The 14,847-nt window shown below is 52.8% G+C and carries 12 protein-coding genes; 7 read left to right on the top strand and 5 right to left on the bottom strand.

The window, feature by feature from the left end; genetic code table 11:
• Positions 1–104: 104 nt before the first annotated feature.
• On the bottom strand, positions 105–1,451 hold the full coding sequence (locus ABYW01_RS03925; RefSeq protein WP_372831224.1) for a glutamine synthetase family protein: 1,347 nt from the start codon (positions 1,449–1,451) through the stop codon (positions 105–107).
• 384 nt (positions 1,452–1,835) lie between these two features.
• Between ABYW01_RS03925 and ABYW01_RS03920 the strand changes: the two genes are divergently transcribed.
• From ABYW01_RS03920 to ABYW01_RS03905, 4 genes are all read left to right on the top strand, one after another.
• Positions 1,836–3,119 (top strand): NAD(P)/FAD-dependent oxidoreductase, encoded by a 1,284-nt coding sequence (locus tag ABYW01_RS03920; protein ID WP_372831223.1) that lies wholly within the window; start codon positions 1,836–1,838, stop codon positions 3,117–3,119.
• Positions 3,120–3,191: 72 nt separating this feature from the next.
• Positions 3,192–3,896 carry a TetR/AcrR family transcriptional regulator gene (locus ABYW01_RS03915; protein ID WP_372831222.1) on the top strand — a complete coding sequence of 235 codons (705 nt, stop codon included), beginning with the start codon at positions 3,192–3,194 and terminating at the stop codon, positions 3,894–3,896.
• 99 nt (positions 3,897–3,995) lie between these two features.
• Positions 3,996–4,352 (top strand): cupin domain-containing protein, encoded by a 357-nt coding sequence (locus tag ABYW01_RS03910; RefSeq protein ID WP_372831221.1) that lies wholly within the window; start codon positions 3,996–3,998, stop codon positions 4,350–4,352.
• A gap of 107 nt (positions 4,353–4,459) precedes the next feature.
• On the top strand, positions 4,460–4,963 hold the full coding sequence (locus ABYW01_RS03905; RefSeq protein ID WP_372831220.1) for a Crp/Fnr family transcriptional regulator: 504 nt from the start codon (positions 4,460–4,462) through the stop codon (positions 4,961–4,963).
• 80 nt (positions 4,964–5,043) lie between these two features.
• On the opposite strand, the gene ABYW01_RS03900 is transcribed toward ABYW01_RS03905, so the two are convergent.
• From ABYW01_RS03900 to ABYW01_RS03885, 4 genes are all read right to left on the bottom strand, one after another.
• Positions 5,044–6,000, bottom strand: a complete 957-nt coding sequence (locus ABYW01_RS03900; RefSeq protein WP_372831219.1) for a DMT family transporter — start codon at positions 5,998–6,000, stop codon at positions 5,044–5,046.
• 118 nt (positions 6,001–6,118) lie between these two features.
• Positions 6,119–7,621 (bottom strand): Na+/H+ antiporter NhaC family protein, encoded by a 1,503-nt coding sequence (locus tag ABYW01_RS03895; RefSeq protein WP_372831218.1) that lies wholly within the window; start codon positions 7,619–7,621, stop codon positions 6,119–6,121.
• A 111-nt stretch (positions 7,622–7,732) separates the two neighbouring features.
• Positions 7,733–9,016 (bottom strand): NAD(P)/FAD-dependent oxidoreductase, encoded by a 1,284-nt coding sequence (locus tag ABYW01_RS03890; RefSeq protein ID WP_372831217.1) that lies wholly within the window; start codon positions 9,014–9,016, stop codon positions 7,733–7,735.
• A 184-nt stretch (positions 9,017–9,200) separates the two neighbouring features.
• Positions 9,201–10,145, bottom strand: coding sequence for a LysR family transcriptional regulator (locus tag ABYW01_RS03885; protein ID WP_372831216.1), 945 nt, complete (start codon positions 10,143–10,145; stop codon positions 9,201–9,203).
• Between the two features lie 193 nt (positions 10,146–10,338).
• On the opposite strand from ABYW01_RS03885, the gene ABYW01_RS03880 reads away from it, so the two are divergent.
• The 3 genes from ABYW01_RS03880 to ABYW01_RS03870 all read left to right on the top strand — a co-directional run bounded on the left by ABYW01_RS03880 (position 10,339) and on the right by ABYW01_RS03870 (position 14,676).
• On the top strand, positions 10,339–11,796 hold the full coding sequence (locus tag ABYW01_RS03880) for an NAD-dependent succinate-semialdehyde dehydrogenase (protein ID WP_372831215.1): 1,458 nt from the start codon (positions 10,339–10,341) through the stop codon (positions 11,794–11,796).
• Positions 11,797–11,814: 18 nt separating this feature from the next.
• Positions 11,815–13,167, top strand: coding sequence for an aminotransferase (locus ABYW01_RS03875; RefSeq protein WP_372831214.1), 1,353 nt, complete (start codon positions 11,815–11,817; stop codon positions 13,165–13,167).
• Between the two features lie 225 nt (positions 13,168–13,392).
• Positions 13,393–14,676: a DUF3422 domain-containing protein gene (locus ABYW01_RS03870; RefSeq protein WP_372831213.1), complete on the top strand. Its 1,284-nt coding sequence runs from the start codon at positions 13,393–13,395 to the stop codon at positions 14,674–14,676.
• The last annotated feature ends 171 nt before the right edge of the window (positions 14,677–14,847 follow it).

Genomic DNA, 14,847 nt, shown 5'->3' with positions numbered 1-14,847 from the left:
GCTGTTTTCATTATTTTTTGCCTCGCATCGGATTCAAGTATTCGAAATTCAGTCAGTCACCGTATTCATCTGGCTGGATTGAATACGGTGACGGCTTAAAACGGTTAAACGGTCATCAGCAGGAATTCACGCTCCCAGGAGCTGATGACCTGATGAAAGGTTTCAAACTCGGCACGTTTAACACCCACGTATGCTTCTACAAACTTTTCACCCAAGATCTCTTGCAGCTCGGGGCAGTCTTCAAGCAGGCGCAGGGCTTCTTCCAGCGAACGGGCGACCTCTACAGGATCACCTTCGTCTGCTGCCAGTCCCTGATTGGGTTGGCCCGGCTGCAATTGGGCTTTTAGGCCGAGATAACCGCAGGCAAGACTGGCCGCAATCGCCAGATACGGGTTGCAATCAGCCCCTGCAAATCGGTTCTCGATGCGGCTGGCGGCGAGCGGTGCATCGGGTGCGCGTAACCCAGCGGTGCGGTTGTCGATGCCCCATTCAAAGTTCACCGGGGCAGACATCTCCGGTGTAAAGCGGCGATACGAGTTCACGTTAGGGGCGTAGAAAGAGATCGCGTGCTGGGTGAATTTTTGCAGTCCGCCCATGTAGTGATAAAACGCATCTGAAAACTCGCCTTCTTTCTCTCCGGCAAAGATATTCTTGCCGGTCTTGATGTCGATCAGACTCTGGTGGATATGCATGGAGCTGCCGGGTTCGTGCTGCATCGGCTTGGCCATAAAGGTCGCGTACATATCGTGTTTCAGAGCGGTTTCACGCAAGGTGCGCTTAAAGACAAAGACCTGGTCGGCGAGTTTGAGCGCATCTCCGTGCAGGAAGTTGATCTCCATCTGGGCGGCACCGGATTCGTGAATCAGCGTGTCGACATCCAGACCTTGCGCGTCGCAGTAGTTGTAGAGTGTATCGATCACCGGATTGAACTCGTTTACCGCATCAATACTGTATGACTGGCGTGCGGTTTCGCGGCGACCGGAACGACCGGTAGCCGGTTTGAGTTCGTAGTCCGGGTCGAGATTTTTTTGGACCAGATAGAATTCGACTTCCGGTGCAATGACGGGTGTCAGCCCCTCTTTTTCATACAGCGCTAATACACGCCGTAAAACAGAGCGACTGGCGAGCGGGTGTAGGTTACCGTCACGGGTATAGCAGTCGTTGATCACCTGCGCCGTGGGTTCATCCGCCCAAGGAACATGGCGCAGGGTGTCGGGATCAGGTACCAGCACCATATCTTTGTCGGTGGGATCAACGATGTCGTAGTGATTGTTGGCCCATTCCCCGTTCACCGTCTGCACCAGCAGGGTTTCTGGAATTTTACCGCCTTGTTCATCGATGAACTTGTTGGTTGGGTAAAACTTACCTCGGGCATTGCCTGTCATGTCAGGGAATGTCGACTCAACTTCTGTGATGGCGTTCTCTTTGAGAAACCTGGTAACGGCTTCCATAAATCACCTTTTTATATTTCTAGTATCTTTTGTTATCCGGCTCAGCGCGGCCTACCCATCTACCGTTAACTCTAGCTGATCTGTTCAGCGGTAGAGTGTTACCTGGGTATCGCGGCACGGCGACAATATTAATTCGAATAATGATTCGGCTTATTTTGTTGTGTGGCAAAAGTTAACTCGAATCATCATTCGGTTTTTAGGTTATTTCAATGAATTCTCAGAATCAACACAAAAATTCAAAAACTCATCATAAAGCGCAGCTTGCGAGCTATATTTATTAGAAGTATTATTCGGTTTGTTGTGTGGCTGTGTTTAGGTTTTTGTAGCTTGGGTTTGGAAAAATCCTGTATTTACGAGGCCTTTTACCTGGCTGGAGATGAAGTTATGAGCTTAAAGGGGTATGAGTCTTCCTACTATGTAGACTCAGCAAACAATAAAAATGATTACCCGGAGCTGAAAGGTGAGATCAGTGCCGATGTCTGTGTGATCGGTGCGGGTTTTACCGGTATGTCCGCAGCACTGCATCTGGCAGAAAAGGGCTATTCCGTCGCGCTGCTTGAAGCAGAGCGGGTCGGCTGGGGTGCATCGGGTCGCAATGGTGGCCAGGTATGTCAGGGCCACAATATGGGGCACGAGGATCTGATCGCCAAAGTAGGCCGACAGGCAGCGGATGCGCTGTGGGATATGTCGTTGGAATCGGTTGATCTGGTGAAAGAGCTGATCCACAAACACAACATCCAGTGTGACCTTAAGCAGGGTGTCCTGCATGTGGCGGCCAAAGCCGGTCACTGTGATGAGATGAAAAAGACCGTCGCCTACAAGCAAGAGGTGCTGGGCTACGACGCCATTCGTTACATCGAGCGCGATGAAGTGAGCGATATGCTGGGTACCGAGCGCTATCACGCCGGAGAATACTGGACCCAGGCCGTGCATCTGCATCCCCTGAACTACGCATTGGGTCTGGCGGCAGCGGCTGAAAAAGCGGGGGTTCAGATCTTTGAAAGCAGTCGTGTGACTAACTACCGGGCGGGAACCGATGCACAGGTGGAAACCCCCCATGGTGTGGTTAACGCCAAGTACATTATGCTGGCGTGTAATGGCTATCTGGGCAAACTGGAGCCACGTATCGCCGGTAAGATCATGCCGATCAATAACTTCATTCTGGCGACCGAACCCTTGAGTGAATCGCTCTGTCGCCGAATCAATCGTGACGATGTGGCGGTGGCGGATTCTAAATTCGTGATCAATTACTTCAAGCTGTCCGGTGATAACCGCCTGTTGTGGGGGGGCGGTGAAAACTACAGCACCAAATTCCCCCGCGATATTGGCACCTTTGTACGCCAGTACATGCTGGAATTTTATCCCGAGCTGAAAGATCTGCGTATCGATTACGGTTGGGGTGGCACGTTGGCGATCACACTCAATCGCATGCCCTATTTTGATCGGGTGGAGGACAATCTGTTTGTGGCGCAGGGATACTCCGGCCATGGCGTCGCACTGGCGACCCTGGGCGGAAAACTGATGGCCGATGCGATTTCCGGTTCGGCTGAGAAGTTTGATGTGTTTGCCAAGGTGCCTACGCCCAGTTTCCCCGGCGGCACGCTGCTGCGCTGGCCTGGGCTGGTGGCTGGCATGCTTTATTACTCCATGCGAGACCGGTTTTTCTGACGGTTTAAACAGTCAGATTTAAGGTGGCTTTTACTCTATAATGCGGATCTTTAGATTTCTGGACACGTGTTAGTGAGCGACAAGATGGACACAAAGCCTTTGCCCAACGGTGATAAACCCCTGCCAACTCAGGCTAAATCGCAGGATTTGAAGCCGCGCAATGCGCCTGTCCAGGGTCGTTCTAAGAAGCGTTCGAAAGAGATAATAGACGTCACCAGTGAGCTGCTGGAGCGTGTCGGTTTTGATGATCTGAATACCATTCTGATCGCTAAAGAGGTTGGGATTTCGGTGGGTTCGTTGTACCACTATTTCCCCAACAAGCACGCGATTTTGTATGCCATGGGACTGCGCTGGCTGGAAGAGATTGACAAGGTCCTGACAGAGATTGCAGCTTGGCCGATCGAAGAGATGCCGCTGGATCAGCTGGTGGAACAGATGCTGGCCAAGAACCTCAAGGTGTATAAGAAGCAGAAGGCGGTACTGACGCTGGTGCAGGCGATGTTCTCTGTACCGGCGTTGCGTGAGCTGGATGCACAGCATGATGATCTGGTGATCTCCCGAATGGCCGCGATCTTCAAACGCATGGGTATTAACCGGCACTTGAAAGAGCGTGAGCGTCTGGGACGACTCTATCTGGAAACCAGCCACAGTGTGTTTCTGGTGGTGGTCCACCAGCGTGGCGAACGGGCCAAGCGTACGCTGGCTGATCTGAAGTTCATGCTCTGTACGTTGCTGCAACAGCACCTGGAACAGTCTCAGAGCCAGCCCGGCAGCTGATCACCTCTTTATCTCTCCGTACAAAAAGCCGCCTCAAATTCTGATGCGCCGATCTCCCGGTGCATCGTTCTATCGTTTAAAATTTTGAGGTTTGCACAGATGACGCAACAACTATTACGTATTACTCCTTCTTACGATGCTAGCCAGGCGACGCCTATCAGCGCTGACCGCGTTCTTGCGGGTACGCCCCAAGAGGTGATCAATAATCTGTTCACCAACAGCAAAGAAAACTTTTTCTGTGGGGTTTGGTCATCCACTGAAGGTCAGTGGACCCTGAATTACACCGAGGACGAGTTTTGTTACCTGATCAAAGGTAAGGCAATTCTTACCGATGCCGCGGGAGTATCAGAGGAGATCAACTCAGGCGATGCCTTCGTGATCCCCGCGGGTTATCAGGGGACGTGGGAAACAGTGGGGGAAGCGCAGAAGTTCTACGCCATTTACGAAGAGAGTTGAATCACTGCGATGTAGCCGTGATCTCAAATCGTTTCCTATACCCTCGGGGGTATGTGAATAATGGTTGAACAGGCGTTAAATGAGGGTAATTGTTGAGGTGAAATGCCATGTTACAACTATCCGATTCGCAAGTGTTCAACCGCTATCCCCATGAAACCTGCCGGGAACTGTCGATGTTTGGAGCGTTAAGTCGTGACAGCGTCGACTTTCTGTTCTCGCAGGGGAAGGTGTTGGATTGTAGCCCCGACACGGTTTTATTTGAGCGGGGGGAACGATCTGATCAGTTCTACATTCTGCTCAGTGGGCGTGTGGCGTACTACCGTTGTGACGGTGATGCGCAGGTCTATATTCGAAGTTTTAAAAGCGGCGAACAGATCGGTTTCTCGGGCATGATCGGATTACAGAACCGTGTCGGGATGGGAGTTGTTGAGCAACATACCACCGTACTGGAGATCTCCTGTGAATTATTTCATCAGGTGTGTGACCGCTTTCCCGCCGACTTTGTGATCTTCCTGATCAATATGACCCGCGAAATGAGTCGTGAGATTACCGATCTGGATGCGATCTGCAGTCGGCTCAATACCCAGACTCAACACGCGGTTACTGTCTGATTGCCCGTTTCAAAATTACCTGCCAAGGGCTTGGGATAGAGGTTACTACACCTGTCCCGGCCCTCGTTTAAACAACTGCGTTATTCTGCCACTGCGGTGTGATCCAGCGGCTCCATTTTCGGTGGATGTTTTCGATCCCCAAGCTCGGATATCAGCATCGCGGCGATAATTAAGCCTGCCCCCATCATGCCTTGTGTCCCCAGGTGCTCTCCCAGAAACAGCCATGCGGCGACATGAGCAAACACCGGTTCGGTGGCGAAGACTAGTGCGACTTTATGCGGTTCTATGATCATCTGGCAGGCGGATTGGGCCCAGAACGCATAGGCGGTGCCGAATATCGCGGCGACCAGAATCGATACAATGATGAGGGGGGATGATAGCTGTTCCTGCCAGCTAGCCGGGGCGGCTTCCGGGTAGTAGAACGCAGGGTCAGGACTCAGCCATGCGGCAGCGGTGCTGTATATCATGACGGCGGTCAGCTGAATAATGCTGAGCAGTGTGACGGGAAGAGTGCTGACAAAACGCCCCGTCAGGATAATGTGGACCGCAAAACAGAAGGCGCATATCAGCACCAGAATATCCCCCTCGTTCAGCGCCAGCGTATCGCTCATGGTGAGCAAGTAGAGCCCTGCGGTCGCCGTGATGACGCCAACCCATACATTCGCTCGGGCGTGCTGTCGAAACAGCAGGAATGCCAGTACCGGCACCAGCGGAACGTTTAGCCCGGTAATAAATCCGGCGTTAGATACACTGGTGTAGCGCAAGCCTTCGGTCTGTGTATAGAACGCGATAAACAGTAAAAAACCTAATAGCAGTCCGGCACCCAGTAGCTTTGGCATCATCCCTTTTTCGATCCTTTCACGGGCAAAATAGAGCAGGGGGAGCAGAGATAGGGCGGCGATGGCAAAGCGCAATGCATTAAAAGTATGGGTGGGTAAAACCTCGACCGAGAGATCGATTAGAACAAACTCTGCACCCCAGAAAAAACTGACAAGTAACAGCAGAATGAGCGCAGTACGAGGGGATTTTATTGTCATTGTGAGTCTCGATGGGCCGGTTAAAAATAAAAACGCCCCCAATGTTGTTGATGCTTGGGGGCACCAGGAACATTGGAGGCGTTTGAGCGGCGGCGTTGCCGCGCTGATTGGGGGGACGTTACGCCATAGCGAAGCCCATGAAGATCAGTGTGACAAACGTGAATGCCGCACCGATCAGTGCATATGGGATCTGCGTCAGTGCGTGCTGCATTGGAGTACAGCCGGAGCCTTGCGCAGACAGCACGGTGGAGTCACTGAAGAAGCAGGCATGGCTACCAAAGGCAGACGCAGACAGCAGCGCGCCGACGGTCAACGGCATAGACATATCCAGCGCCAGTGCCATCGGAATAACAATCGGCAGGGAGACAACGAATACACCCCAGCTGGAGCCGGTAGCAAACACGACGGCTGCCATGGCTGCAAATACCAATGCCGGTAACAGCTCTTTTGACAGGTAAGGTGTCAGGGAGTCGATGATATACGGGGTCATACCCAGCTGATCATTGACGTCCTTCAGCATGAAGCCAGCACATACCACCGCGATGGGATGCAACATCACTTTGAAACCGTCTAGCATGGAATCAACCAGCTGACCAAAGTTCAGCAGGCTCTGCCAGAAGTACAGCACCATGGTGAACATAGATGCGACCAGTGCGCCCAGTAACAGATCGATCTCGTAGTACACGCTTGCCGCAACCAATACGGCCATCGGCAGCAGGAAGTTCATCAGGCCGACCAGCGGAGAGGTCTTCTTCATACCGGACAGGTCAAAGCCGTCCTGTACCGTGCCCGGAGGAATTGGCTGGCCTGCCTGTGCACGTTTTTCGGCATGTTTCATCGCACCAAAGTCACCCAGAATACCTGCGGCAACGAGGAACACGACCATCAGAGCAATCCAGCCATACGCCATGTAAGGGATCGCTTCGATGTACAGGGACATACCCTGACCTTCACCGGTTGCGCCGTTCTCTTCCAGCAGCGCTGCGAAGTAAACCGCCCACGTGGATACTGGCACCAGAATGCAGACTGGTGCTGCGGTGGAGTCGACCAGAAAGGACAGCTTCTCGCGGGAAATTTTGTAGCGGTCGGTCAGGTTCTTCATGGACGCGGAGACGGCCAGAGAGTTCAGGTAATCATCGATGAAAACCATTACACCCAGAAAGCAGGTGGTCAGCATGGTGCCGCGTTTGGTTTTGATGCGACGGGCCAGCAGTTCACCGAAACTCAGCACACTGCCACCACGTTCCAGCATGTTGATCAGACCGCCCATCATGCCGCACACCAGTACGATCCAGGCGATGGTTTCGTCCATCACCACGCTCATGGAGATGTCGCCCAGACCCGTCACGATATTGGTGGGATCAAGCAGTAGCAGACCGGCGATGATGCCGGAGAAGATCGATTCCAGAGGCTTTTTGGTGATCACTGCAACGACGAGGATCAGCAGGGCAGGCAGCAGGCTGTAAAAACCATAGGATTCGCCGTCTACGTGTTGGGTAGACAGATAGGCGAAACCAGCCATGATTGCGGCGAAAAACAGCAACCACCGGGTTGGTTGATTGATGCCTTGCTGAACATTCGTCAGCTGTGCAGTGTTTGGTTCTGCAACATTCGTACTCATGAATAGACCTTAACTTATAGTTTTTATGTCGATTTATTTTTAAGTCCGGTCCGGCGTGCGATGGGCCTCACGCCGGGCGGTGTGACAAAGGCGGGGTCAGAACATCCCGGTTCAGATGCCCAGTTTGTCACGCAGGGTGTAGTACCATGCACCCATCGCAGTGTATGGGATACGGAAGGTTCGACCACCCGGGAAAGGGTATTGCGGCAGACCGGCAAATACATCGTAACGCTCAGCCTGTCCCTGAATCGCATCGGACAGCACTTTACCTGCCAGATGGGAGCAGGTCACGCCGTGGCCGCTGTATCCCTGTGCGTAGTAGATGTTGTTGCTCACACGCCCGAACTGCGGCAAACGCATCAAGGTCAGCAGGAAGTTACCGGTCCATGCGTAGTCGATCTTCACGCCTTTTAGTTCCGGGAACGTTTTCAGCATCTTCGGTACGATCAGAGATTCGATCTTATCTGGTTCACGCGCACCGTAAGTCACGCCGCCGCCGTAAATCAGACGGCCGTCGCCCGACAGGCGGAAGTAATCCAGCAGGTAGTTACAATCTTCAACACATTGGCCATTAGGCAACAGTGCTTTTTGCTGTGCTTCGCTCAGCGGTTCAGTGGTGATCACCTGCGTACCACACGGCATCGCTTTCGCCTGCAGTTTTGGGATCAGACCGCCGAGATAGGCATTACCGGCGACAACCACAAAGTTTGCGCTGACAGAGCCATTTTCGGTGTGTACTTTCGCTTTATCGCCTTCATCCACGCGGATGACCGGAGAGTCTTCATAGATAACGCCGCCCAGCGATTCCAATGCGGCGGCTTCACCCAGTACCAGATTCAGTGGATGAAAGTGACCGCCCGACTTGTCTAGCAGTGCACCTTTATAACGCGTAGTGCCCACGTATTTCTGGATATCAGTATCATCGAGCAGCTCCAGATTGTTGTGGCCGTGGGCCTCCCACAATGCTTTCTTGCTTTCCAGTTCGCGCATCTGCTTGCCGTTGCAGGCTGCGAAGATGCCACCGTCTTTTAGATCACACTGAATATTGTACTGGTCTACGAAGCGTCGGATGATCTTACCGCCTTCGAAGGCCATTTTTCCCATTTCAGCGCCTGCTTTATCGCCGTAGTGTTTTTCGATGAAATCAATATCACGGCTGTAGCTGTGCACGATCTGACCACCGTTGCGGCCAGATGCGCCAAAGCCGATGCGGGTCGCTTCCAGCACGACGACGTTAAAACCACTTTCTGCCAGATGAAGCGCGGTGGAAAGGCCGGTGTAACCCGCGCCGATAACGCAAATATCAGCTTCGACCTGACCCTGCAGCGCTGGGCGCAGGTTTTTGTCGTTCGCAGACGCTGCGTAATAAGAGGTTGTGTGTGAAGGTGCAGACATAATCGTTCTCATTATTATACGAACCGACATATGGGGTCGGTTGTCTTGTTCGTAGCGACAGCGCTGGTGGGGACCGCCAGCCTATCTCCTGTCCTATAAAAGATACGTCTCACCGTTGTGAGCGCGATATACCCAGTAGGGTATATTTTTGAACGTTGTCTGCCTTTCCTTCTATATCTGCCTTCTACATCTTCCTACTAAGGTTCACCAGTAAACTTTCCTGCAAACACTGGGTAAAGGCATTAATAATCACTTCATTGGCGTGTTTCTTTCGCCAGACGGCGGCAAAGGTGTTGCTGTAGCCATATTCATCGGGCATGAGCGGGCGAACGTCTTTGTCCAGCCCCCAGTTCTGGACGACATGAGTGGGTAAAAAGCCCAGATAGTGGCCGCTGAGGATCAGTGTTGCGCGGGCTTCCTGGTGATGGGCTTTAGCTTGTTTATTCCAATGACGCATATCTGGGTGGATCTCGCGGCCTGGCATCAGGCGGGGGGATTCAACAAACTTATGTTCCAGCAGTTCTTCTTTCGTGACCAGCCGGGTGCGGTCGAACAGCGGGTGTCCGGCCCCACAGTAAAGCTGCATCTGCTCTTCAAATAGCGCCAGTGTGTCCAGCTCAGGGAAAGCATGCGGCAACACGGTAATGCCGATGTCCACCTGCTTCTCCAGCACAGCGGTGGTGACATCATCCGATGACATGGTGGTGATCTGTACGCGCACATCGGGGGCTTTGTCGGCAAACCGGTTCAGTGCAGTGACAATCGAGGAGTTGTGAGCGCCAAGCATATGTTCGGCAAAACCAATATGCAGCTGGCCGAAGATACGATTATGGGATTGGTTAACCCGATTGCGAAACTGATCCACCGCGCTGAGCAGTTCTAGTGTGGCGTCATACACCGCTTGTCCCTGATGGGTCACACTGAATCCCGCCCGACCACGTTCACACAAACGCATGTCCAGCCGTTTTTCCAGATCGGCGATGTAGTTAGAGATGGTGGAGTTGGCCAGATTGAGCTGAATCTCGGCCGCTGAAAAACCTCCGGCTTCGACAACAGAACGAAATACGCGCAGCAGGCGCAGGTCCACATCGGCGAGCTGTCCGGAGATGGCTGCTTTCTTACGCCCCATTGTTTTCTCCCCCTTAAGGTCGATGAAAGATTGGATAAATCGTTGTTACATTTGTATATGTAAATGTAATTCCATTCAAATAATTATATTAACAAAAGGTAGTCAGGTTTATAAATTACTCAACGCTGACCTTTACCCGATTGGGTGCCACTGGGCGTGGTGGCACCTCATACGACAAAAGAGATAACTAAAAATGAGCATTCAGTTGAAAGACAGCGGCCTGTTGAAAACTCAGGCATATATCGATGGACAATGGGTTGCCGGTGACAACGGTGCAACCTTTGACGTACATAACCCGGCAACCGGTGAGTTGCTGGCAACCGTTGCAAGCGTTGGCGCAGCAGAGACCAAACGCGCAATTGAAGCGGCAGAAAAAGCGATGGTCGCGTGGCAGGCACTGCCAGCGAAATCCCGCTCCGATATTCTGGAGCGCTGGTACAACCTGATGCTGGAAAGTCAGGAAGATCTGGCGGTACTGATGACCGCTGAGCAGGGTAAGCCTCTGTTCGAATCCCGCGGTGAAGTGGGCTACGGCGCTTCTTTCCTGAAGTGGTTTGCTGAAGAAGGCAAACGTGTATACGGCGATGTACTGCCTTCAACCGCTGATCGTCGCAGCATTGTGATTAAACAGCCGGTGGGTGTTGTGGCGGCCATCACGCCGTGGAACTTCCCGAACGCGATGATCACCCGCAAAGTCGCGCCAGCATTGGCGGTGGGTTGTGCAATTGTATTGAAGCCTGCAGCAGAAACGCCATTGTCTGCGCTGGCACTGGCTGAGCTGGGCGAACGCGCCGGTCTGCCAGCAGGTTTGTTCAGTGTCCTGACCAGTGCCGATGCACCGGCGGTCGGCGGTGAGATGACCTCTAACACCACCGTGAAGAAAGTGACATTCACCGGATCAACCGGTGTTGGCAAGCTGCTGATGAAGCAGTGTGCGGATACCGTCAAACGTACCTCTATGGAGCTGGGCGGTAACGCACCGGTGATCATATTTGATGATGCGGATCTGGATAAAGCGGTTGCCGGTGCGCTGGTTTCTAAATACCGAAACTCCGGTCAGACCTGTATCTGTGCCAACCGTATTCTGGTGCAGGACGGTATTTACGACGCATTCGTAGAGAAATTCACCGCAGCTGTGAACGAGTTCCGTATCGGTAACGGTCTGGACGACAGCACCACTCACGGTCCGGTGATCACTGAAAAAGCCGTTGCCGATATTCACGCAAAAGTTGAATCCGCCGTGGCGGAAGGTGCAACGGTTGTGACCGGTGGACGTGTGAGCGACAAAGGCTCCCACTTCTACGAGCCAACTGTACTGACCAACGTGACCGACGAGATGCGTCTGTTTAAAGAAGAGATTTTTGGTCCGGTTGCACCCATCTTCAAGTTCAGCAGTGAAGCTGAAGCGATCTCAATGGCGAACGACACCGAGTTTGGTCTGGCGTCATACATCTACACCAACGATCTGGGTCGCGTATGGCGTGTCTCTGAAGGTGTCGACTACGGCATGGTGGGTGTGAACGAAACGGCGATCAGTTCTGAAGTGATTCCGTTTGGTGGGGTAAAAGAATCCGGACAGGGCCGAGAAGGTTCTAAGTACGGTCTGGATGATTACCTGGAAACAAAATATATCTGCATGGGCGGCCTGTAAGGCGAAGCGGTGAACAAAATGAGCGGAATTATCTATCCAACTACCAACCTGAAAGCGACTGAGTCTCTGACTTTGGAACGCGGTGACGGTGTATACGTTTACGACAATAGCGGTAAAGAATACATCGAAGCGCTGGCAGGATTGTGGTGCACCTCACTGGGTTACAACAACCGTGAGCTGATCGACACCGTTAACGAACAGATGGGACAGCTGTCTTACTCCCATATGTTTGGTGGCAAAACCCATCAGGTGGGTATGGATCTGGCGGACAAGCTGAATGCGATGGTGCCGGTTGAGAATGCAAAAGTGTTCTTCGGTAATTCCGGCAGCGATGCGAACGACAGCCACGTAAAAATGCTGCGTTACTACTTCAATGCCATCGGCAAACCAGAGAAGTTTAAGATCATTGCGCGTGAGCGTGCCTACCACGGGGTGACTGTGGCGGCTGCATCGCTGACCGGACTGGTGCCGAATCACACTCATTTTGATCTGCCGTTCGATGCGCTGGGTATCCTGCGTACCGATGCACCGCATTATTACCGTGGCGCATTGCCGGGTGAAACTGAAGAACAGTTTGTTGACCGTATTACCAACAACCTGGAACAGATGATCCTGAAAGAGGGTGCTGACACCATCGCGGCCTTCATTGCTGAACCGATTACCGGTGCCAGCGGTGTGATCGTGCCGCCTAAGGGGTACTACGAAAAAGTTCAGGCGATCCTGAATAAGTACGACATCCTGTTCTGGGCGGACGAAGTAATCACCGGCTTTGGCCGTACCGGTAACGATTTCGGTTCGACCACCATGAACATCCAGAAGCCGGACATGATGACGCTGGCGAAACAGCTGTCGTCAGCGTACATGCCGATCAGTGCGTCTGTGATTCGTGGCGATATGTACGAAGCGATGATCGAGCCGAGTGCTCAGGTGGGCGTGTTCGGTCATGGTTACACCTACTCAGGTCACCCGGTGTCTTGTGCAGTTGCACTGAAAACGCTGGAGATCTACGAGCGCGATAACATCTTTGGCCATGCGGCTGAGATGGGTCGCTACATGCAGCGTCGTCTGCACGAGTTTGCTGATCACCCGCTGGTGGGAGAGATCCGCGGGGAAGGCCTGATTGCAGCAGTCGAATTTGTTGCAAACAAACAGACCGGTGAAGCATTTGCAGGCGGTGCGATTGGCGGCTTCGCACAGCAGGCGTGCCAGAACCACGGCATGATTACCCGTGCCGTTGCGGGTTCATCGTTGGCGTTCTGTCCGCCACTGATTGTGACCACTGAGCAGATCGATGAAATTATCGAGAAGTTCAGCTTGGCACTGCAAGACACACTCGACTACGTTACCCGCGAAAATTTGCAGGTCGCATAAGTCACGCTTGAACCCGCCAGCGTGTTATCAGGGGCGCGCTGGTGGTTTGCCTCCCAATCGTTCAGAAGTGATGATCTGGCCGATTGACCCTGGTGCTTTCTTGTACTGAAGAAATTCTCACGAATTTCTTGCTCCGTTGTTTGGTTGTCACCGACCAACTCTTTTGGGGGAACGTTGTTCCCCCGTTTTTATTCCGTTGTCCATGTCTTACGCTTGGAGTGCGCTATGTACAACTACCATCAGCGACAGGAGCTCTTAACTGAGGTCCACTCCCGCCCCTTTCAGCCATTTACTGCACCTTTACGTTTATTGCACTTTGCAGTGCTTTACGATGGTGTCTCTGCTGCGGTAATCGAGCAGGAGGTGTTGGCCGCAATTCGCGTGCTGGGCTTTGTGTTTGGCAAAGAGCACCGTGGTTTTCTCTTTGTGACCAACCAGCAGTATGCGATTCGTTACGAGCCGCACAACGAGTTTTATACCTTAACGCTCTACCATCTAAACAATGGCCCGCCGTTTACCCACATGGATGAGTTAACCCGCGCGTTACCGGGTGCGCTGTTGGTCGAGCTGGAAATTCAATGTGAACGGGCCGATGCTGCCGAGCATATTGATCATGCCTGTGATGCTCAGTGTACGTGTAGTCAGGACATTAACAGTGCGATCAAAACACGCTTTGCCAGTGCCCAGTACTGTGTGTCGCAGGTGATGAACGGTTCTGCCATTGTCGCGACCGACTTTCGTATCGAAAACGACCGTCAGCGGGTGAATATTCTGGTGAAGGATATCCAACTGCAACCGGCGGAAACCGGACGCCTGCTACAGCGTCTGTGTGAACTGGAAACCTACCGTCATATGGCATTGTTATCGCTCCCCACCGCGCGCGAACTGATGCCTGAAATTACGGTATTGGATCAGACGTTGGCGAAGGTCTCTCAGCGATCAGGTGATGATCTGTCTGAAGTACTCAGCCAGATGACAGAGCTGGCGGCTAAGGTTGAATCGATCTCTGCGGCAACCGCCAACCGTTTCTCTGCCAGTGATGCATATTTTGCGTTAGTCGAACGCTGCATCCAGGAGCTGCGTGAACAGCGCATTGAAGGTGGGCAGATGATCGCTGAGTTTATGGATCGTCATCTACGTCCGGCCCAGCGTACCTGTGACAGTGCCGCCGCGCGTACTGAGCTGCTATCACGCCGTATTGCCCGGGCGACAGAACTGGTGCAATCACAGGTGAATCTGCACATTGAAGAGCAGAACAAAGCGTTACTTGAAGCCCTTAACGCGCGTTCTAAGCGCAAGATGGGGTTGGAAACTAAGCTGGAAAGCCTGTCCGTGGTGGTGGTCGTCTATTACCTGTATGACTTGATGGATTTGGCGCTCAAAAACCTGCTGCACGAAGGTGAAACGCTGGAGCTGATGCTAACCGGGCTCACGATGTTGCTACCGTTTTTACTCCTGCTGGTGATGTTCATGGTTCGCAGGTTAGTACGCGGTTATCGGGATGAGTAGGGAAGCACGACCTATTCGTATCGCGACACTGCAGCAGGTTGCTGAGCAGATACGTCACTCCGCAGCTTGCGCCGCTGATAAGGAAGTCACACACAGTGGTCCGGACATTTACCTGCTATTCCGTCAGCGCCGCCGCGCTTGGCAAATACTTTTTTCTGGGTGTTGCCCTCG

It is taken from the genome of Pontibacterium sp. (assembly GCF_041587635.1).
In the GTDB taxonomy this organism is placed as follows: Bacteria; Pseudomonadota; Gammaproteobacteria; order Pseudomonadales; family Balneatricaceae; genus Pontibacterium.
This window is presented reverse-complemented; position numbering and strand designations above follow the sequence as displayed.